This is a genomic window from Sulfuriferula nivalis (assembly GCF_009937995.1).
In the GTDB taxonomy this organism is placed as follows: Bacteria; Pseudomonadota; Gammaproteobacteria; order Burkholderiales; family Sulfuriferulaceae; genus Sulfuriferula; species Sulfuriferula nivalis.
The window spans coordinates 2,411,889-2,431,475 of the sequence record NZ_AP021881.1 but is presented as its reverse complement, the minus strand read 5'-3'; the positions used below and the strand labels follow the sequence as shown (position 1 = coordinate 2,431,475).

General features: G+C 49.3%; 19 protein-coding genes, 1 tRNA gene and 1 pseudogene. 14 read left to right on the top strand and 7 right to left on the bottom strand.

Annotated elements, in window-relative coordinates:
• Position 1: 1 nt before the first annotated feature.
• Positions 2-1,015 (bottom strand): tRNA (adenosine(37)-N6)-threonylcarbamoyltransferase complex transferase subunit TsaD, encoded by a 1,014-nt coding sequence (gene tsaD, locus SFSGTM_RS11975; protein WP_162085361.1) that lies wholly within the window; start codon positions 1,013-1,015, stop codon positions 2-4.
• Between the two features lie 136 nt (positions 1,016-1,151).
• On the opposite strand from tsaD, the gene phoB reads away from it, so the two are divergent.
• A complete protein-coding gene (gene phoB / locus SFSGTM_RS11970; RefSeq protein WP_162086315.1) occupies positions 1,152-1,841 on the top strand; it encodes a phosphate regulon transcriptional regulator PhoB in 690 nt (229 codons plus the stop codon).
• Between the two features lie 13 nt (positions 1,842-1,854).
• Entirely contained in the window at positions 1,855-3,180 is a 1,326-nt protein-coding gene (phoR, locus tag SFSGTM_RS11965) for a phosphate regulon sensor histidine kinase PhoR (protein ID WP_162085360.1), read from the top strand.
• Here phoR and SFSGTM_RS11960 read toward each other — a convergent pair.
• From SFSGTM_RS11960 to dnaX, 4 genes are read right to left on the bottom strand one after another with little or no spacing between them, the layout of a single operon-like run.
• Positions 3,140-3,559, bottom strand: coding sequence for an HIT family protein (locus SFSGTM_RS11960; protein WP_162085359.1), 420 nt, complete (start codon positions 3,557-3,559; stop codon positions 3,140-3,142). The two genes, phoR and SFSGTM_RS11960, sit on opposite strands and share 41 nt — an antisense overlap.
• Positions 3,546-4,151 (bottom strand): recombination mediator RecR, encoded by a 606-nt coding sequence (gene recR, locus SFSGTM_RS11955; protein WP_162085358.1) that lies wholly within the window; start codon positions 4,149-4,151, stop codon positions 3,546-3,548. Before recR ends, SFSGTM_RS11960 begins: the two co-directional genes overlap by 14 nt.
• 7 nt (positions 4,152-4,158) lie before the next feature.
• Positions 4,159-4,485, bottom strand: a complete 327-nt coding sequence (locus tag SFSGTM_RS11950) for a YbaB/EbfC family nucleoid-associated protein (RefSeq protein ID WP_162085357.1) — start codon at positions 4,483-4,485, stop codon at positions 4,159-4,161.
• Between the two features lie 4 nt (positions 4,486-4,489).
• Positions 4,490-6,148 (bottom strand): DNA polymerase III subunit gamma/tau, encoded by a 1,659-nt coding sequence (dnaX, locus tag SFSGTM_RS11945; protein ID WP_162086314.1) that lies wholly within the window; start codon positions 6,146-6,148, stop codon positions 4,490-4,492.
• Positions 6,149-6,276: 128 nt separating this feature from the next.
• Here dnaX and rpsU point away from each other — a divergent pair, with 128 nt between their 5' ends.
• The 12 genes from rpsU to SFSGTM_RS11885 all read left to right on the top strand — a co-directional run bounded on the left by rpsU (position 6,277) and on the right by SFSGTM_RS11885 (position 17,178).
• The gene (gene rpsU, locus SFSGTM_RS11940) at positions 6,277-6,489 is read left to right on the top strand and encodes a 30S ribosomal protein S21 (RefSeq protein ID WP_162085356.1); all 213 of its coding nucleotides are present in this window, start codon (positions 6,277-6,279) and stop codon (positions 6,487-6,489) included.
• A gap of 9 nt (positions 6,490-6,498) precedes the next feature.
• Complete coding sequence (locus tag SFSGTM_RS11935) at positions 6,499-6,945, top strand: GatB/YqeY domain-containing protein (RefSeq protein WP_162085355.1); 447 nt, start codon at positions 6,499-6,501, stop codon at positions 6,943-6,945.
• Positions 6,946-6,988: 43 nt separating this feature from the next.
• Positions 6,989-8,695 carry a DNA primase gene (dnaG, locus tag SFSGTM_RS11930; RefSeq protein WP_162085354.1) on the top strand — a complete coding sequence of 569 codons (1,707 nt, stop codon included), beginning with the start codon at positions 6,989-6,991 and terminating at the stop codon, positions 8,693-8,695.
• A gap of 115 nt (positions 8,696-8,810) precedes the next feature.
• Positions 8,811-10,715, top strand: coding sequence for an RNA polymerase sigma factor RpoD (gene rpoD, locus SFSGTM_RS11925; RefSeq protein WP_162085353.1), 1,905 nt, complete (start codon positions 8,811-8,813; stop codon positions 10,713-10,715).
• A 45-nt stretch (positions 10,716-10,760) separates the two neighbouring features.
• Positions 10,761-10,837, top strand: a tRNA-Ile gene (locus SFSGTM_RS11920).
• An 81-nt stretch (positions 10,838-10,918) separates the two neighbouring features.
• On the top strand, positions 10,919-11,251 hold the full coding sequence (locus SFSGTM_RS11915; RefSeq protein ID WP_198420555.1) for an integrase: 333 nt from the start codon (positions 10,919-10,921) through the stop codon (positions 11,249-11,251).
• 75 nt (positions 11,252-11,326) lie between these two features.
• Positions 11,327-11,632, top strand: a complete 306-nt coding sequence (gene tnpA, locus SFSGTM_RS11910; RefSeq protein WP_162083703.1) for an IS66 family insertion sequence element accessory protein TnpA — start codon at positions 11,327-11,329, stop codon at positions 11,630-11,632.
• Positions 11,629-11,988: an IS66 family insertion sequence element accessory protein TnpB gene (gene tnpB, locus SFSGTM_RS11905; RefSeq protein WP_162083704.1), complete on the top strand. Its 360-nt coding sequence runs from the start codon at positions 11,629-11,631 to the stop codon at positions 11,986-11,988. The genes tnpA and tnpB overlap by 4 nt, the downstream gene beginning before the upstream one ends.
• Positions 11,989-12,068: 80 nt before the next feature.
• Positions 12,069-13,697 (top strand): IS66 family transposase, encoded by a 1,629-nt coding sequence (tnpC, locus tag SFSGTM_RS11900; protein WP_162084465.1) that lies wholly within the window; start codon positions 12,069-12,071, stop codon positions 13,695-13,697.
• Between the two features lie 17 nt (positions 13,698-13,714).
• The gene (locus tag SFSGTM_RS11895) at positions 13,715-14,506 is read left to right on the top strand and encodes a site-specific integrase (protein WP_198420554.1); all 792 of its coding nucleotides are present in this window, start codon (positions 13,715-13,717) and stop codon (positions 14,504-14,506) included.
• A 265-nt stretch (positions 14,507-14,771) separates the two neighbouring features.
• A complete protein-coding gene (locus SFSGTM_RS11890; protein WP_162085352.1) occupies positions 14,772-15,806 on the top strand; it encodes a DNA cytosine methyltransferase in 1,035 nt (344 codons plus the stop codon).
• Positions 15,799-17,178: an ATP-binding protein gene (locus tag SFSGTM_RS11885; RefSeq protein ID WP_162085351.1), complete on the top strand. Its 1,380-nt coding sequence runs from the start codon at positions 15,799-15,801 to the stop codon at positions 17,176-17,178. The genes SFSGTM_RS11890 and SFSGTM_RS11885 overlap by 8 nt, the downstream gene beginning before the upstream one ends.
• Positions 17,179-17,467: 289 nt before the next feature.
• Here SFSGTM_RS11885 and SFSGTM_RS11880 read toward each other — a convergent pair whose 3' ends face one another.
• Both SFSGTM_RS11880 and SFSGTM_RS11870 read right to left on the bottom strand, forming a co-directional pair.
• Positions 17,468-18,583 carry an IS91 family transposase gene (locus tag SFSGTM_RS11880; protein ID WP_162083488.1) on the bottom strand — a complete coding sequence of 372 codons (1,116 nt, stop codon included), beginning with the start codon at positions 18,581-18,583 and terminating at the stop codon, positions 17,468-17,470.
• Positions 18,580-19,493 (bottom strand): annotated as a pseudogene (locus tag SFSGTM_RS11870) (tyrosine-type recombinase/integrase). Before SFSGTM_RS11870 ends, SFSGTM_RS11880 begins: the two are co-directional and overlap by 4 nt.
• Positions 19,494-19,587: the final 94 nt, after the last annotated feature.

The following is a 19,587-nucleotide window of genomic DNA, read 5'->3' as shown; positions in this document are numbered from 1 at the left end:
ATTACTGCGGCGCAGCGACAGTTGCTAAATCCCAGCGTGGGCGCACTGTAAATGCGCCTGCAGTTTTACCGCCGTGTTTTAGGCGCATCGCCCCTGCAAAAGCGATCATCGCACCGTTGTCGGTGCAGAATTCCATTTCTGGAAAATAGACCTTTGCGCCGATTTTTTTCACTGCGTTATTCAGCGCCAGTCGGAGTTGTTTATTTGCACCCACACCACCCGCGACGACAAGGCGTTTGCTGCGAGTGGCTTTGAGTGCGGCAAGTGATTTGCTGCTGAGGACGTCGGTCATTGCTAATTGAAAAGCAGCGGCAATGTCGGCGTAGTCTTCAGTTTGCGGGTGTTTTTGGCTCAAGGTGAGTACGGCAGTTTTAAGACCGCTAAAACTGAAGTTCAAATCGCCTGAGTGCAGCATCGGTCGTGGCAGGCGGAATCGTTGCGGATCGCCAGATTCGGCTAATTTTGATAGTGCTGCGCCGCCTGGGTAAGGCAGTCCTAATAATTGTGCCGTTTTGTCGAAAGCTTCGCCAGCGGCATCGTCTAGTGTGTCGCCCAGCGTTGTGTATTCACCTACGCCAGTGACGTGCATGAGCTGACTGTGGCCACCGGATACGAGTAAGGCGACAAACGGGAACTCGGGTGGTTCGGCGGATAATAACGGCGAGAGCAAATGTCCTTCCAGATGATGGATGCCGAGTACAGGAATGTTTAGCGCAACACCGAGCCCATGCGCAAAACCTGTGCCGACCAATAATGCGCCTGCCAGACCAGGGCCTTCTGTATAAGCGATGGCGTCAATGTCACTTAACTGGCATTGTGCGGTGGTGAGTACCTGGCGGGTCAGCGGTAATACGCGGCGTATGTGGTCGCGTGAAGCCAGCTCAGGGACTACGCCGCCATATTCTGCATGCATGGCAATCTGGGAATGAAGTGCGTGACCAAGTAAGCCTGATTCAGTATCAAATAAAGCGACACCGCTTTCATCACAAGAAGACTCTATTCCTAATACCAGCATTAATATATTTCCAATTTAAGTGTTTTTTGGGTACGGCTGTCATTATTTTGTCACATCTTCGTCATAACATGGTTAAGATGGCGTGGGCGCGATGCGCTTCGCTCAGTATTATAATCCAAGTCCTAAGGAGCGCATGATGGCAGCAACGATATTGTTGGTGGAAGATGAAGCGGGTATACAGGAATTAGTTAAGTTTAATCTGACGCAGGCTGGGCACGCCGTCCTGTGTGCGGATTCGGCGGAGCAGGCATTGACCATCGTCCGCGATGTGTTGCCTGATCTGGTGTTGCTAGACTGGATGTTGCCGGGTATGAGCGGTATAGAGCTGGCTCGTTTGTTCCGTGCTGATACGCGACTGAAAACGGTGCCGATTATTATGTTGACCGCGCGTGGTGATGAGCGTGATAAAGTATTGGGATTGGAAACCGGTGCGGATGATTACATTACCAAGCCATTTTCACCGCGTGAGTTAACGGCACGGATTAAGGCCGTATTGCGCCGTCGTGCACCACAAATGACTGAAGATAAAGTTGAAGTGCGTGGCTTGAGTCTTGATCCTGTGAGTCATCGTGTTATTGGTAATGGCTCACCTTTGGAGTTAGGACCTACTGAATTTCGTTTGCTGCATTTTATGATGACGCATCCTGAGCGGGTTTATTCTCGTGCACAATTGCTGGATCATGTGTGGGGGGATCATGTGTTTGTGGAGGAGCGTACTGTGGATGTGCATATACGCCGTTTGCGCTTGGCGCTGGAAGTCACAGGGCATGATAGCTTGATCGATACAGTGCGCGGCGCGGGTTATCGCTTGTCGTCACAAGTATAGGGAACAATAGACGATGGATTTTTGGTGGCGACCTATATTGGCTTTATCGGCATTGCTGTTTGCAGCGTTGGTAGTAGCATTGTTCTGGGGCGCAACAGTGGCTTTGCTGGTGTTGGTGGCAGGTTTGCTGCTGTATATAGGTTATAACTTGCGGCAGATGGATGTGCTGGTGGCATGGCTGGCACATGGTGATCGTAATCGTATCCCCACGGCCAGTGGCGCGTGGGATGAGATTTTCTACGGTCTGGATAGAATATTACGCCGACAAAAGCGCAATACATCTAAAATTTCAGCGGTGTTGGAGCGGTTTGAGCATGCCGCCCAGGCGATACCTGATGGTATTGTGATGCTTAACGGTAATGACCAGATAGACTGGTTTAACCCTGCGGCAAGCCGTCATTATGGTCTGGATGATAAGTCTGACAGAGGTCAATTTATCGGTTATCTGATACGACAAATCGCATTTGCTGAATATCTCGCCAGTGATAATTATAGTGAACCATTAGTGATGAAGTCTCCTAATGACAAAGAGGTTACGTTGTCAGTGCAAATGGTGCCATTTGGGGACAGACAGAAAATGCTTATTTCGCGTGATATTACGCAATTGGAACTGGTTGATGCTATGCGTCGCGATTTCGTTGCCAATGTGTCGCATGAGCTACGCACCCCGTTGACCGTTGTGGGTGGATTTTTAGAGACATTTCTCGATATGGGTAGCGTTGAACCCGTTGCTTTCCATAAATATTGCGATTTAATGCAGCAGCAAACTGAGCGCATGCGTCGTTTAGTAGATGACTTGCTGACGTTGTCGCGTCTGGAAAGCTCGCAAAATAAGCTGGTGGATGCGCCAGTTAATATGACCGAGCTGATACAGGATTTGTATCAGGATGCACAGAGTCTGAGTGCGGGACGTCATACCATTAGTCTGGCAATGAATAGCACGGATAATCTGATGGGTAATGCTGATGAACTCACTAGTGCATTAGGTAATCTGGTGAGTAATGCCGTGCGTTACACGCCTGCAGGTGGAACGGTGGAACTGATTTGGGAATGGCGGGGTGATCAACTCTGTTTCAGTGTCAAGGATAGTGGTGAAGGTATAGAAGCCCAGCATATTGCCCGTTTGACTGAGCGATTTTATCGTGTAGATCGAGGTCGTTCTCGGGAAACGGGTGGGACAGGATTGGGCTTGGCTATTGTCAAACATGTATTGACTCGCCATCAGGCACGTTTAGTTATCGAAAGTAAAGTTGGATATGGCAGCTGTTTCCGTGCCTGCTTCCCAAAAACACGAGTGGTTAAGACAGTTGCTGCGCCAGCGTTAGCCTTAGTACGCTAGCGATCAGGTTACTATTGGGTTGTGCTGTGTTCTCACGCAGCGCTTGCCCCCAGATCGGATTGGGAAAATGGCTGTCGTGCGTGAATCTGGGGATCACGTGCCAGTGTAAATGCGGCACCATGTTGCCTAAACTGGCAAGGTTGATTTTGTCAGGTTTGAGTGCTTCTCTGATGGCGGATTCAACTGCGAATACGGTGCGCATCAGGCGGTTTTGCTCGGTGGGGGTGAGGTCGCTCATTTCTTTGACGTGCTCACGCCAAATCACGCGGCAGAAACCGGGGTAGGCTGGGTCGTCAACCAATATCACACGACAGTAAGCATCTTGCCAGAGTATTTCGCCGCCAGCCGTCTGGCATAAATCACAGTTATTTTGAGTCATAACGTCGCCTGTCAGTGAGTGCCTGTGCCAAGGTGCCGGAATCGATATGTTCTAATTCACCACCTACGGGTATGCCGCGCGCAATACGGCTGACAGCGATGCCGCGCGCATGCAGGAGTTCGGTAATCGCATGGGCTGTGGCCTCGCCTTCCATGGTGAAATTGGTCGCCAGGATGACTTCTTGCACGACACCATTGCTGGCGCGCTGGATGAGTCGGTCAAGGTGGATTTCTCGCGGACCGATGCCATCTAACGGTGACAGTCGTCCCATCAGCACAAAATACAGGCCATGATAGTTTTGCGTATGCTCCATCATCAGCAAGTCGGTGGGCATTTCCACCACGGCGAGCTGGCTGGTATCCCGTTCGTTCGATGCGCAAACAGGACAGATGGGGGTTTCGCTAAAGTCATTGCATAATTCGCAATGCATGAGCTCGGTGAGTGCGCGATCTATGGCAGCACCTAATTTGGCGGCACCTTTACGGTCGCGTTGTAACAGATGGTACGCCATACGCTGTGCTGATTTTGGACCTATGCCCGGTAAGGTGCGCAGGGCTGTGATCAAATCAGCGAGGCGTGTGGGTGATTTCATGCGTGAGTTAGAATGGCAGTTTGAAGCCTGCAGGTAAGTTCATGCCTGCGGTGAAGCCGCTCATTTTTTCCTGGGTGAGGGCTTCTGCTTTGCGTACTGCATCGTTCATGGCTGCAGCGATGAGGTCTTCAAGCATGTCCTTGTCGTCGCTCATCAGGCTGGGGTCTATGGTGACGCGACGCACATCGTTGCGGCAGGTCATCAGTACTTTAACCAGGCCTGCGCCGGCAACACCCTCAATTTCAACCAGTGCTAACTGATCTTGCATTTTTTTCATGTTTTCCTGCATTTGCTGGGCTTGCTTCATCATGTTGCCCAAACCACCTTTTAACATAGTATTACTCCTTGGTTGATTGATCGATAGCTTGTGTATTGGCGACGCGTGCGTCGAGTAAATTAACTGCATCTATAGTAAATGGATGCGTGCTGATGCTGGTGTCTGCTTGAGTCTGACGTTCCGCTCGTGCTTCGTTCTGTTGCTGTATTGGTGAATTGGCGATAGCTGTTTCGGCGACACTGATATTCAGCTTTATCGGGCGATTAAAATGTGCGACCAGTGATTCACGTAATTTATCGTGGTAAGGCTTGTCCAGCAGATGTTTGTGCTCGGCAGAAACGCTAAGCTGCAGGCTGTCATCGTCATAAGAGGTTAATTCGCACTGCACTGCAAGCATGCGTGCCAATGCACCTAATTTTAGCTGGCTGACAAGATTGCTCCAGTTGCCATCAAAAGCGGTGGTGCTGGTTGTTACGCTGCTGATATTCGGCACAGGCTGGTTGACAGGTGCTGCTTGTGTTATTGCGGGTTCGGTCGCTGCTGTAACTGGTGCTGGCGTTATGGTCGGCGGTGTTATCACTGCGGATGGTTTAATAACTGGGCGGGGCGTTGCTATGGGCGTAACCGCAGGGGCGGTTTGCGGATAAAATGCCAGCATGCGGAGCAGCGTCATGCTGAAACCAGCGAACTCATCGGGTGCGAGGGCTAAATCACGTCGACCATGCAAGCTGATCTGATAATAGAGCTGAACCATTTGCGCTGGAATCTTGCTGGCTAAATCGCTAAGCGTGTCTTTATCGGGCGTGTCTTCACTGAGCGCGTTGGGTACGACTTGTATGAGCGCGATTTGCTGTAATAGTGCGGCTAAATCTTGCAGCGCAATATCAAAGTCTATGCTGCGTGTCGCCATATTATCTGCAAGCTTGAGCAGTTCAACGCCATCCTGATTAATCAGGGTATACAAAATGTCGAACAGGTAGCGCTGATCTAATGTGCCGAGCATGTTTTGCACGGTTTCAGCGAGTACGACACCGCTACCATAGGCAATCGCCTGATCCAGCAACGATAGCGCATCACGCATACTGCCTTGTGCAGCACGGGCGATCAGCGGTAGCGCGGCAGGCTGGAATTCAACATTCTCCGCGGTAAGTACTTTGGTCAGGTGTTCGCCTACCAGTTCGGGGGGCATTTGTTTGAGATTAAATTGCAAGCAGCGTGAAAGGACGGTAATCGGGATTTTTTGTGGATCAGTGGTCGCTAGTATGAATTTGACGTGCTCAGGCGGTTCTTCCAGAGTTTTAAGCATGGAGTTAAACGCTGCCTTGGAGAGCATGTGTACTTCGTCGATAATGTAGACCTTGTAGCGACCGACTGTTGGTGCGTATTGCGCGTTGTCGAGCACTTCGCGCATATTGTCTATGCCAGTGTTTGATGCGGCATCCAGCTCGAGTAAATCGACAAATCGCCCGGCATCAATTTGCGTACAGGCTGAGCACACACCGCATGGCGTCGCGGTAATGCCAGTTTCGCAGTTAAGTGCCTTGGCTAATATACGTGCAACGGTGGTTTTGCCAACACCACGGGTGCCTGTGAACAGATAGGCATGGTGCAGGCGATTTTGCGTAAGGGCGTTGCTTAACGCTCGTACTACATGCGCCTGACCTGCCAGCTCGGTAAAAGTTTTGGGGCGCCATTTACGCGCTAATACTTGATATGCCATAACGCACATTTTAGCAGAAGCTTGTAAATAACAATGCGTAAATGTAAAGCTGATGTTTTGTATTGGTAAAAAGCAAAATAAGGGTTATAATCTTCGTTTTTATTGCCCTCTTTTGGAGTTTAGATTACATGCCTAGTGTTCGTGTTAAGGAAAATGAGCCGTTTGAAGTCGCGATGCGTCGTTTTAAACGTACTGTTGAGAAAACAGGTCTTTTGACCGAATTGCGTGCTCGTGAGTTTTATGAAAAACCTACAGCAGAGCGTAAACGTAAGTTGGCAGCAGCGGTTAAACGTCATTTCAAGCGTATCCGCAGCCAAACATTACCACCAAAAATGTACTAAAAACCCGTCATGAGTTTGAAAGCTGTCATCACCGAAGATATGAAGTCAGCCATGCGTGCCAAAGAAACGGCGCGTTTGGGGGCGATACGCTTGTTGCTAGCTGCAATCAAGCAAATTGAGGTCGATGAACGTATAGAACTCGATGATGCGCAAATTATCGCTATTATCGATAAAATGCTTAAACAGCGTCGCGATTCGATTAGCCAGTACGAAGCTGCCGGTCGTCAAGAGTTGGCAGATGTTGAGCATTTTGAAATTAGCGTATTGCAAACTTATATGCCAGAAGCGGCGAATGATGCTGAAATTGATAGCGTCATCGTTGCGGCCGTAGCGGAAACAGGTGCGGCTGGTATTAAAGATATGGGTAAGGTCATGGCGGCAGTCAAGCCTAAGTTGGCTGGACGCGCTGATATGGCGCAAGTTTCTACACGTATCAAGGCTCAATTAGCTGGTTAAATCTTGCGTGGGTTAATGTACTCACACTGATTAAGGACAAGCCATGATTCCGCAGGATTTTATTCAAACCCTGTTAAATCGTGTTGACATAGTAGATGTCATTGATAAGCGGGTTCCGCTCAAAAAAGCAGGCGCAAACTATCAAGCCTGTTGCCCATTTCACAACGAAAAATCTCCTTCATTTACCGTTTCTCCAACTAAACAGTTTTATCATTGTTTCGGTTGTGGTGCGCATGGTACCGCCATAGGTTTTATGATGGAGTATGCGGGTCTGAATTATGTTGATGCGATTAAAGCGTTGGCTGATCAGGCTGGTATGCAAGTGCCTGAATCGGCAGTGGTCAATCCTGTACGTGCGCAGCAAACTGCGAGTCTGGTTGATGTCATGCGTCAGGCTGAACAGTATTATCGGCAGCAGTTAAAAGCCTCACCTGAAGCAATTGCGTATTTGAAAAGACGAGGACTCACAGGCGAAATTGCCGCGCGCTTTGGCTTGGGCTATGCGCCAGATGGCTGGCAGAATTTACAGGTAGTATTTCCTCATTATGCAGATCCTGTATTGCATGAGGCAGGTCTGGTGGTGGTGAATGATGCGGGGCAGCGTTATGACCGTTTTCGTGAACGCATTATGTTTCCGATTGTCAACCAGAAGGGTGATGTCATTGGCTTTGGCGGGCGAGTGCTGGATAAAGGTGAGCCCAAGTATTTGAATTCCCCTGAAACGCCATTGTTCCAAAAAGGCAGCGAATTATACGGACTGTTTCAGGCTCGTCGAGCAATTCGGGATGCAGGCAAAGTTATTATTGTAGAAGGTTACATGGACGTTGTCGCTTTAGCGCAGCATGGTGTAGGTTATGCTGTGGCGACATTGGGTACTGCTACTACAGGCATTCATATCCAAAAGCTGTTACGTCATACCGAAGAGCTGGTGTTCTGTTTTGATGGGGACAGTGCAGGGCAGCGTGCAGCCTGGCGGGCGCTGGAACATAGTTTGAGCATGCTGACTGATAGCAGTCGCTTAGGATTTCTGTTTTTGCCCGATGGCCATGACCCGGATAGTTATATCAGGGAATTTGGACAGGATGGATTTGAAGCGCTGTTGACGCAAGCGGTGATGCCATTATCGGCTTATTTGTTCAAGCAAATTGCGCAGCAATATGATTTAACGGTAGACGAAGGTAAAAGTGCATTTTTAAAGGCCTTGCAGCCATTGATAGCGCAAGTGCAGGCACCAAATCTGGCGTTGATGTTACGCAAACGTGCGGCCGAGCTGGCGCAAATTGACATGGCTGATTTGGCGACAATATGGCAGCTTAAGGCTTATCGTAAACCTGCTGTTACATTGGCGCGCGCATCACGACCTGCGCCCACATCAATTAGTCGTAAGTTGCTACGTATGGCCTTGTTTCAGCCTGCATTATTGTTGCAATTGACAAATGAATTGCTGTCACAAAATGACGCGGATACGCAAACTTTGCGATTGTTGGTTGAAATTATGCATAGCAACCCCCAATTGAGTACGACTTCATTGATAGAGCAAGCTAAAAATTTGCCAAATGCTGATGTGGTTGAACAGTGTGCTGCCGAAATGATGGATTGGGATGCTGATTTGGATATATTGCCTGATTTTGAACTGGCTTTGGCGCAGTTGCAAAATACATATCGACAGCAACGATTACAAACATTGGCACAAAAATCGCTGCGTGATTTAAGCGCGGCAGAAAAACTGGAATTACAGCAATTACGCTAAGTAACCGACTATTGTGCATCAAAAATAGCGTGTTGGCTGGTATAATTATCTTTTTTAGTAGGTATGTTGTCCGATTCAGGCTGCATACTCAGTAGCAATATTGGAAATCTTCATTATGGCGATCGATCAAGACAAAATTGATGTTAAACAAACCGACGCAGAATTGCGCCGTTCCCGCCTTAAAATCTTAATCATATTAGGTAAAGAGCGTGGTTATCTGACTTACGCTGAAATCAACGACCATCTGCCAGATGATATGTTGGATGCCGAGCAGATTGAGGGCGTGGTGGGCATGATTAACGACATGGGCATCCAGGTCTATGACGAAGCTCCAGATGCCGAAGCCTTGCTCATGTCTGACGCCGCGCCCGCAGTTGCTGATGAAGATGCGGTTGCTGAGGCTGAAGCTGCGCTATCTACCGTCGACTCTGAGTTTGGTCGTACGACTGATCCTGTTCGTATGTATATGCGCGAGATGGGTACAGTCGAGCTGCTTACGCGTGAAGGCGAAATCGTTATTGCCAAGCGTATCGAAGAAGGCTTGCGTAACATGGTGCAGGCGATTTCTGCTTGCCCTGTGACTATCGATCAAATTTTGTCATTGGTAGACAAGGTTGAACGTGACGAAATCAAGATTGATGATTTTGTCGATGGTATTGTTGCTACTGAAGCCGAGGTAGAAGCTGCGGCGGCCGCTGCAGCAGCGTTGCCTGTCATCGAAGAAGAAATTAATGAAGATGACATTGAGGTTGATGACGAGGACGAAGACGACGGTAGCGCCATGGCCGCTGCTAACCTTGCACAGCTCAAAGCGGATGCAATGGAGCGTTTTGACGTGCTGCGTAAACTGGTTAAACGTTTACAAGCCGCTCAGAAAAAGCATGGCTATGCCAGCAAACAATACAACGAATTACAGACCGATGTATCCAACGTGTTATTGGAAATTCGCTTTTCTGCTAAACAAGTCGAGTCTTTGTGCAATTTGATACGTGAAATGGTAGAGACCGTGCGTATACAGGAGCGCGATATTATGGACGTTGTCGTCCGTCGTTCTGGTATGCCGCGTGAACATTTTATTAAAGTGTTTCCCGGTAATGAAACCAATTTAGATTGGTTGAATGAGCAAATTACGGCGAAAAAACCGTATGTTGAGCATCTGGTTCGCCATCAATATACAATTTTAGAGCGTCAGAATAATTTGATTTCTCTGCAAGAGAAAATCGGCATTCCTATTCAGGATCTGAAAGAAATCAATCGCCAGATGACCGCGGGTGAGTCACGTACCTTGCGCGCTAAACGTGAAATGATAGAAGCAAATTTGCGTCTGGTGATTTCAATTGCGAAAAAATACACCAACCGCGGTTTGCAATTCCTGGATTTAATACAGGAAGGTAACATCGGCCTGATGAAGGCCGTGGACAAGTTTGAATATCGTCGTGGTTACAAGTTTTCGACTTATGCAACATGGTGGATACGTCAGGCGATTACCCGTTCTATTGCGGATCAGGCGCGTACCATCCGTATACCTGTGCATATGATAGAAACCATCAACAAGATGAATCGTATTGCTCGTCAGATACTGCAAGAAACTGGACAAGAGCCAGATCCATCTGTATTGGCAGAGAAAATGGAAATGCCTGAGGAAAAGATACGTAAAATCCTCAAAATATCCAAAGAGCCTATTTCGATGGAAACCCCAATTGGCGATGATGAAGATTCACACTTGGGTGATTTTATCGAAGATACGGCAACGCTTGCGCCTATGGATGCAGCAATTTACGACAGCTTGCAAGATGTTACCAAAGAGATACTCGATGGTCTGACTCAGCGTGAAGCTAAAGTCTTGCGTATGCGATTTGGTATTGAGATGAACACCGACCATACACTGGAAGAAGTGGGTAAACAGTTTGACGTTACACGTGAGCGTATACGTCAGATTGAAGCCAAGGCTTTACGTAAATTGCGTCATCCATCGCGTTCGGATCGACTCAAGAGCTTTATTGATAACGGCAATCAATAAGTTACTGGCAAAGTTATGGCAAAACCGCTATAATCCTGCCTCTTCGGGTCTGTAGCTCAGTTGGTTAGAGCAGAGGACTCATAATCCTTTGGTCCACGGTTCAAGTCCGTGCAGACCCACCAGTAAAAACAATGGGTTACGATGATAAGTCGTAACCCATTTGTCTTTTGTTTCATCGGAAGGTACAGTGTCGGTACAGTGCTGTGATTTCGGAGGCAAATATAGCTACCATCAATAAGACACCTTCTGGTACATGGAAGGCTGTAATTCGGAAGAAAGGCTTCCCGACAACCATTAAAACTTTTCGGCTAAAGAAGGATGCCGAGGATTGGTCGCGCCGTACAGAAGATGAAATGGTGCGCGGGTTATTTATTCAACGAGCGCCAGCAGAACGCCTTACATTCGAGAAGGCTATGCAGCGTTATCTGACCGAAGTAACTCCGACAAAGCGTCCATTAACACAACGGAGTGAGAAAATGCGCGCACTTCCGTTGGTTGCTTTTTTTGGTAAATACTCTTTGGCTGCTGTTACGTAAGCGTCCAGCCCATCCACCTGTCATTGCCCGCCAAACTCATGCAATCTAGCTGCTTTTTTATGAAAGGCACGCTAGATGGCTACTCGACACACGCCTGATTTTTGGCAAACGCACCTTACCGCTTGGCAACAAACCAAACTGACCGTCACAGCTTATTGCACCCAGCACGGCTTATGTGCCAAGACCTTTTATCGCTGGCGCAGCCAGCTGACAACAGCGCCCAATCTCACGCGCCAGCCACCGCTAACCCTCATCCCCGTCAGTGTTCAACCTGCGCCTGTCACGGGCACGCTCCAGCTCCACAGCCCCACTGGCTGGCGGGTAGAGCTTCCCATTGCTAGCACGCCCTGGCTAATTGACTTGTTGCGGCAACTGCCATGATATCTGCCCATCCCATCAGCCCCATCGCCACCCAGGTCTGGCTAGTCATCGAACCCGTGGACATGCGCATCGGCATAGATGGCCTTTCCCAGCGCATCCAGCACCGCCTGGGTCGCAGTCCCTGCGACGGCGCCGCCTACGCCTTCCGTAATCGTCGCCAAACGCGGGTCAAGCTCCTGGTCTGGGATGGCACAGGGGTCTGGTTGTGCCAACGCCGACTGCATCGTGGTCACTTCACCTGGCCAGACATCGCTGCCATCACCCATCCTTTAACCCCCACACAGTGGGACTGGCTGATCACAGGTATCGACTGGCAAAGACTCAGTGCCCCAGCCCCTGCCCACTGGCAGGTGTAGCCACTCATGATTCAGTAAAAACATGCCTGAAACCCGCATTATTGCTGGTTTCAGGCGGGGTGAAATGGTATAATTCAAGCATGGATTCAGCCCAACAACTTGCCCAATTTATCCCCGATCCCGCCTTGGCGGCGTATGTGGATAAGCTGTTGGCGCAGGTTAAACAGGATGCTGAACTCATTCAACAAAACACAGTATTACTCCAGCAAAACACCGCACAAATCCTCACGCTGACTAAGCAAATCCAGCACGCCGAACTCAAGAACCAGGCTTTGGTACTGGAACTTGCCTATTACCGCCGCATCCGCTTCGCCAACAAGAGCGAGCAGCTCTCGCCTGAGCAGCGTGCGTTGTTTGATGAGTGCTGGGCAGCCGACATCACGGCCATTGAAGCCCAAATCGGGCAGCCAGATACACCTAATACCGAAGATGCGACAACCGCTATCCCCAAGCCTGCGCGTCCACGCGCAGGTCGTCAGCCACTGCCTGACCATCTGCCCCGCATCATTCATCGCCATGAGCCTGCATCTTGCCAGTGCGGTGCGTGTGGTGGTGCGTTAATCAAAATCGGTGAAGACATCAGCGAACAACTGGATGTCGAACCTGCCCAGTTCACCGTGCATCAACACATCCGTCCACAGTATGCTTGTCGCCACTGCGAAACCGTTGCTGCCGCCCCCATTCCAGCTGCCGTCATCGACGGCGGCGTGGCGACATCAGGTTTGCTGGCGTGGGTGATGATCAGTAAATTCGTTGATCATTTACCGCTCTACCGTATAGAACACATTGCCCAGCGCAGCCAGGTGACCCTGGCGCGTTCCACCTTGGCGGAGTGGGTCGGACGTGTGGGGGTAGCGTTGCAACCGTTGGTCGACAGGCTCACTGAATTACTGCTGGCACGCAGTGTATTGCATGCGGATGAAACGCCAGTGCCACAATTAGACCCCGGGGCGGGCAAAACCAAGAAAGCTTATCTGTGGGCTTACCGCACGGGTGATTTGGCATCCCCTTCATCCGCACCGCCTATCGTGGTGTTTGACTATCAGCCAGGGCGACAGGGATTGCATGCGCGGCACTTTCTGGCAGGTTGGCAAGGACACTTGATGGTTGACGATTACGCTGGTTATAAAGCGTTATTTACCCAAGGCATCACTGAGCTGGCATGCTTCGCACATGCACGTCGGAAGTTCTTTGATTTGCATGCGGCCAACCAAAGTCCAATTGCAGCGGCTGCGCTGCAGCGTATCGCGGCACTCTATGCCATTGAGCAGGCTGCGGACAAGCTGGATGCGGCAGGTCGTTTGCAGTTGCGCCAGACTCAGGCAAAACCGTTATTGGGCGAACTGCATGACTGGTTAATCCAGACTCGCGTCAAAGTGGCCGATGGCAGCGGCACAGCCCGCGCGTTGGATTACAGCATCAAGCGTTGGCCAGCACTGATACGCTATGCGGACAGCGGCATCTTGCCTATTGATAACAACCCAGTCGAAAATGCGATACGACCCATTGCCATCGGCAAAAAGAATTGGCTGTTCGCAGGCTCAGAACGTGCAGGCAAACGCGCTGCAGCGATTCAGAGTTTGTTGGCTACCGCCAAGCTCAATGGCTTGGAACCCTATGCATGGCTCAAAGATACGTTGGAAAAATTACCGGTCTGGCCTAATAGCCAGATTGATGAATTGCTGCCGTTTAAAAATGAACTACCATAAGTAGTGAAGGGATTGGAGTGGCTGGGCTGGACGCTTACGCTGTTACGACAGAGCTGGTTGCTCAATACAGGGATCAGCGCCTTGCTGGAGAGGATCGGAAAAGTAAAGACGGCAATCCAATCCCAAGGGCGGCAAATACAGTACGTTTGGAGCTTGCCTTGCTAGGTCATTTGTTTACAGTGGCCGTGAAAGAATGGGGTTTGGGTTTGGCCTACAATCCTGTATTGAATGTGCGTCGACCCGCTCCAGGACCAGGTCGCAATCGCCGACTTGATGCTGATGAGGAAATGCGATTGTTTGCTGCGGTGGACAGTCATTCTAATCCGATGCTTCGCTGGATTGCTCGTATTGCAATCGAGACTGGTATGCGTTCATCAGAAATTATTACGTTACGTCGAAATCAAATCGATCTGGTGAGACGTATTGTGCGCCTGCTTGAGACGAAAAATACTCAACCGCGTACTGTTCCACTAAGTACGATAGCGACGGCATTGTTTAAGGAGGCGTTGGACCATCCGATTCGTCCTATAGATACTGATTTGATCTTTTTTGGTGAGCCAGGTAAAGATGGAAAGCGTAGACCCTACAATTTTAACAAGGTCTGGATGGACATTAAGCGTTCAGTCGGTTGTGAAGATTTTCACTTCCATGATTTGCGGCATGAAGCTGTTAGTCGCTTAGTAGAGGCGGGCTTTAGTGATCAAGAGGTATCTGCTATTAGTGGCCATAAGTCAATGCAGATGCTCAAGCGCTATACGCATCTTAGAGCAGAGGACTTGGTCGCAAAACTCGATAAATTGAAATCATAAGGTGAATTTCGTTGACGAGTTGTAACGCGCGGTTGGAAAGGTTAAATGTCATTCTGGCGCTCTGATTATCAACAAATTTGAGCAAGGTTGGTTGGAATCCCATGTAAAATGGGAGTAACTATTTACAACTTTAATTGCGCGGAATAATTACAGGTTTATGGAGAGGTTGTTAGTCATTGCTTATTGCCATAAACAATACTATTAAATTAAATCTGATAAGCCAAATAAAGAAAATTGCATTGATTAAATGAAGAAATGGGAGCTCATGGCAACAATTGAAGCGGTTGATTTATTCTGTGGCGCCGGTGGTCTAACTCGTGGCTTGGAAGACGCAGGAGTGCGGGTGCGCGCTGGGTTCGATATTGATCCCGATTGCGAGTTTCCTTACAATGCCAATAATTCGGCCACTTTTGTACTTAAGAGCGTGACGGATCTGAAAGCTGCCGATATCACTCCTTGGTTCACACCGGGTGCTGTGCGGCTACTTGCGGGGTGTGCACCATGTCAGCCATTTTCAACTATGGCTAACAACTCAATTAAACGAGACGAGACAAAATGGGGTATGTTAGGGGAGTTTGCACGATTGGTGCGTGAAATACAGCCAGAACTGGTAACTATGGAAAATGTCCCTCGTGTTACGAACCATGCACCTTATCAGCAATTCATCAGTACTTTACTGGAGTTAGGTTACAAAGTGGATGCGCGTAGTCTGCGCTGTACGGATTTGGGTATTCCACAAGATCGTCGGCGTTTTGTACTGGTGGCATCACGACTAGGGGATATTTACTTACACACAGAGGCCGGTCCGTTACCTACGGTACGAGAAGCTATAGGTAGTCTGCCCAAACTTGCTGCTGGTGAAACAGATCCAAATGATTCAATGCATAAGGCGCGTGCGCTTAGTGAAATTAATTTGGAACGTATACGTGCTTCGCTTCCTGGCGGCACTTGGCATGATTGGCCGCAGCACTTACTTTCACCATGTCATAAGGCGGAGAGTGGTGCTTCTTATAAGAGTGTCTACTCACGTATGGTTTGGGGGAAACCAGCACCTACTATAACTACTCAATGTTGTAGCTTTGGGACTGGACGTTTCGGTCATCCTGAACAGGACCGAGGGATATCTTTGCGAGAAGCTGCCATATTGCAATCCTTTCCTGTCAGTTATTGCTTTGTTCCTGAAGGGGAACCTATTTCAATCAACAGCGTAGCGCGAATGATTGGCAACGCGGTGCCACCGAAACTTGGTTTTGCTGTGGGGAAGACTTTGTTAAAACACTTGGAAAAACATTATGCTTGAGCCACTAAAATTTCAAATTGAACTTAATGTGCTTAAGCACCTTGGTATTGGGCTATACAGTTCCACTCCATCAGTAGTAACGGAAATTATCGCCAATGCATGGGACGCTGATGCTAATACAGTGTCAATCACTTTGGATATTGATAACGACAGAATCATCGTCGAAGATAATGGCCATGGCATGACGCGGGAGCATGTGCAAAATAAATTTCTCGCAGTAGGCTATAGTCGTCGAACGAGTGAGTCTAATCAAGACTTGAGTCAAAGCGGTAAGCGACGTGTTATGGGTCGCAAGGGTATAGGTAAGTTGGCTATGTTTTCATTGGCGAATACTATAAATATTGTCACTCGTGCAAAGGACAGCGATGCAGTGGCATTTACTATTAATGTGAAAGACTTGTTGGTAAAAGCTGAAGCTTCAACTAATGGAGCTAATTACCCGGTTCAAGTGGTTGATGTTCCATCCGATTTCACACTTGAACATGGTACCCGTATTGAACTTCGCGGATTAAATACGCGTATAAATAAGACGGAGGGTTTTCTACGGCCACGTCTCGCACGTCGTTTTGGTGTCTTTTCAGATAGTTTTCACGTTCAAGTTAATGGGCGGGATATTACTCGAGTAGATGCTGGCTATTATGGTGATTTGCAGTTTCTTTGGTACTTTGACGAAGCTACAAGAAAGATGATTGAGCCCCTGGCCACGGCCTTAGCAAGCTATAAAGATGCCGATGGGCAGGTGCATAAATGCGTGCAAGGGGTTGATGAAGAGCTTGCTGGTGAACCACCCTGTTTACGTATGGGGGGGTTTATTGCTAGTGTGGATAAGCCTTCAAAGCTTGGTAATGGTGATGAAAGCCTAAATCGTTTGGCAGTATTTGCCAATGGCCGTCTGTTTCAGGAAGACGTATTGCCTGAGTTGGGGGATGCTCGATATTTTAACAGCTATTTGGTTGGTGAAATTCATGCGGATTTTCTAGACAATGATGCAGTAGATCGAGCTACTGCTAGCCGAGAAACTATTCGTCATGATGATGAACGTTTTCAAGCATTACGTACCCATTTGCGCACCGTGTTTACGACAATTCGTGATCAATGGGACGATTGGCGTACCGCGCAGGGCTATGAAAATACTCCAGATAAAAACCCCAAGATTGTGGAATGGCTTAACACTATGAAAGACCCGCGGGATCGTAAGGCTGCAGATCGCCTTATGACATCTATCGGGAAACTTAATCTAAACAACGATGAAGCGAAGGATGCGGCATCAAAAAACTTACTTTATAAAAGCGCTGTTGTTGGATTTGAGAAGCTGCGTGCACGTAACGAATTGGCCAGACTTGAACATATAACGAATAAGGTTAGATTGTGATCGCGAAGCGAGCCACAATCTGAACCGTTTGTTGGACAAGCCCGGCATGGCTGGGGCGGGTGTTGCTTGAGCGCTTATGGAAATATCTTTTTGACTATGCTGGCATAACTGGACGCGTTACGCATCCCACCCGCCATTTCACGACCTTCACGTTGCCATTGCAGCAACTTATTCTATTCAACTCACCGTTTTTAGTCGGCTTTTCGGGCATGTTAACCCAATTTCAGCCTTCTTCAGGGCGAGCACGGCCATACCTGCCTAGTCTGGCAGGTGGGCGGTGTGGGCTGGTTTAGCGCATGGTCTCCCACCCTGTGTCATCTGCTCTGTGTTCCCGTTTTATAGATGGGGCTGATGTGGCTAGCGGTATCGCTTTGATACGTGTGCGCACTATCTTCATCACCCCACCGCAACATTGGCAACGTATCGCTGGTCTGGGTTGCGCTGGCGGCGGATTGTTCCGTCGCCATAGGTGGGTCAGCTGTAGCTGGGTGAGTAGTTTGCTATTGGGATGCAGGTAGCCAAAGTTGCGGGCGCGGCGGTAGCCTTTGGGCAGAATGTGTTGCAGTATCAGTCGCAGGAAGGCTACACCACTCAAGGTACGGGTTTCCATTTGTTTGGTTTGGCTGTTCCGGTAACGGAAGGTGACCTGACCATGCCGGTCGGAGAGGATGTCTTTCTCCTGTATCACCCCCCGATACAGATAGCGCCCAAGGTAGATCAGAGCGTGCTGTCCAGTGCCGACGGCTTTGCAATCCACCACCCAATCGGTCGGGTAATCGTTTGGCAGGGTGAGTCCTGCTTGTCTGATGCCTGCCAGTAATTTGGCACGAAATACTTTGGCCAGGGCTTTGTGGTTAAACAGGTAGTTGCCGTGTTTATGACGCATGCGTCGCTGTTTGGGGTTAAAGGCGACAGCGGGCATGACGAGATGCACATGGGGGTGATAGTCCAGTCGGCGGTTATGGGTATGCAGTACAGTCACCGCCCCTGCGCTGCCGCGCAGCTTGTTGTCGTTTTGGCTGAAGGTGTTGACTGTTTCCCACGCGCAGCGTGTGATCAAGTCATACATGACGCGCTGATGTTGCCAGGCCAGTGTGCGCAACTGGGCGGGCACGGTGAAGGTGAGCATGAAGTAGTTGGCGGGGATGGATTTGTGTAATTGCTGGTCTATCCAGCGCTGTGATTCGTGCGCCTGGCAATGCGGGCAATGCCGATGACCGCAGGAATGTGGCAGGTAGCTGGGTGTTTGACAATCATCACAGGCAAGTTGCATCCTCGGGCTCATCTGGCTACGGCAGGTTTGAAAGGCGGTTAAGGCAGCTTGCTGGCTGGGCAATAGGTGATGACCGTGTTGTGCAAGCAGTTTAGCTGCGTAGGTTGCTACGATGTGCGCCAGTCTGATCATTTGACTTTGCCCCAATGAATGTGGAATTTCTCCATTAATTGATTAAGGCGAGTGTGTGCGCTCTGATGGCGTTGTTCGGTGAGGTGGGTGTAGCGGATGGTGGTGAGGATGGACTGGTGTCCGAGTATCTGCTGAATTTCGAGTAAATCGATGCCAGCTTCTATCAGGTGGGTGGCATAGCTGTGGCGCAGGCTGTGTGGTGTAATTCTTTTTTTAAGCCACAGTCACGGGTCACTTGACCCAAGGTGGTCTGGATACCACCACGATCCAGCGGGGTGCGTGCCAAGTGCGATTTGGCAAGACCGCCGTGTCGATTAGGAAAGAGCAAGCTTGGGTTGCGATGGGTGAGCCAGAAACGGCGCAATACCTGCAAGGTGTTCTCTGATAACGGCACCAATCGATCACGGTTGCCTTTGGCGTTGCGTACTTGCACCCGCATCCGATCCGCATCGATATCCCCTACCTGCAAGCGTAAGCCTTCGCCTAATCGTAAGCCCAGGCTGTAGAGGGTGAAGAAGAATACGCGGTAGCTCAATACGCGGGTGGCCATGAAGATTTGTTGTGCCTGGGCGACGGTAATGATGTCGGGCAGGCTATATGACTTGGGTGGTTTAACCAGATCCGCACCTGGCCAGGGTTGGCTGAGTACATGGGCATAATAGAACTTCAGTCCATACAGATCATGTTTGAGCGTACTCCATGAATGGGTATCCAGGATGCGAACAAAATAGTCGGTTAATTGTGGCTTGGTGAGCGCGTCTATCTGGTCATTAAAATACACCGCTGCGCGCCGTACGCCGTGTGAATACAAGGCGATGGTTTTAGGCTGCATGCCTCTGAGCTTGAGGCAATTCAGCAGTCGCTGGTGATTGTGCTCGAAGTGCGCGGGGATGGGTGTGGGGGCTGTCAATGTCGTCTCCTCGTGGTACAGTAATCAAAATTCCATTGCTGGGGGAGACGAAATTATGCTGCGTAATTTGATGGTTCGGGAATATTTCTCCGCG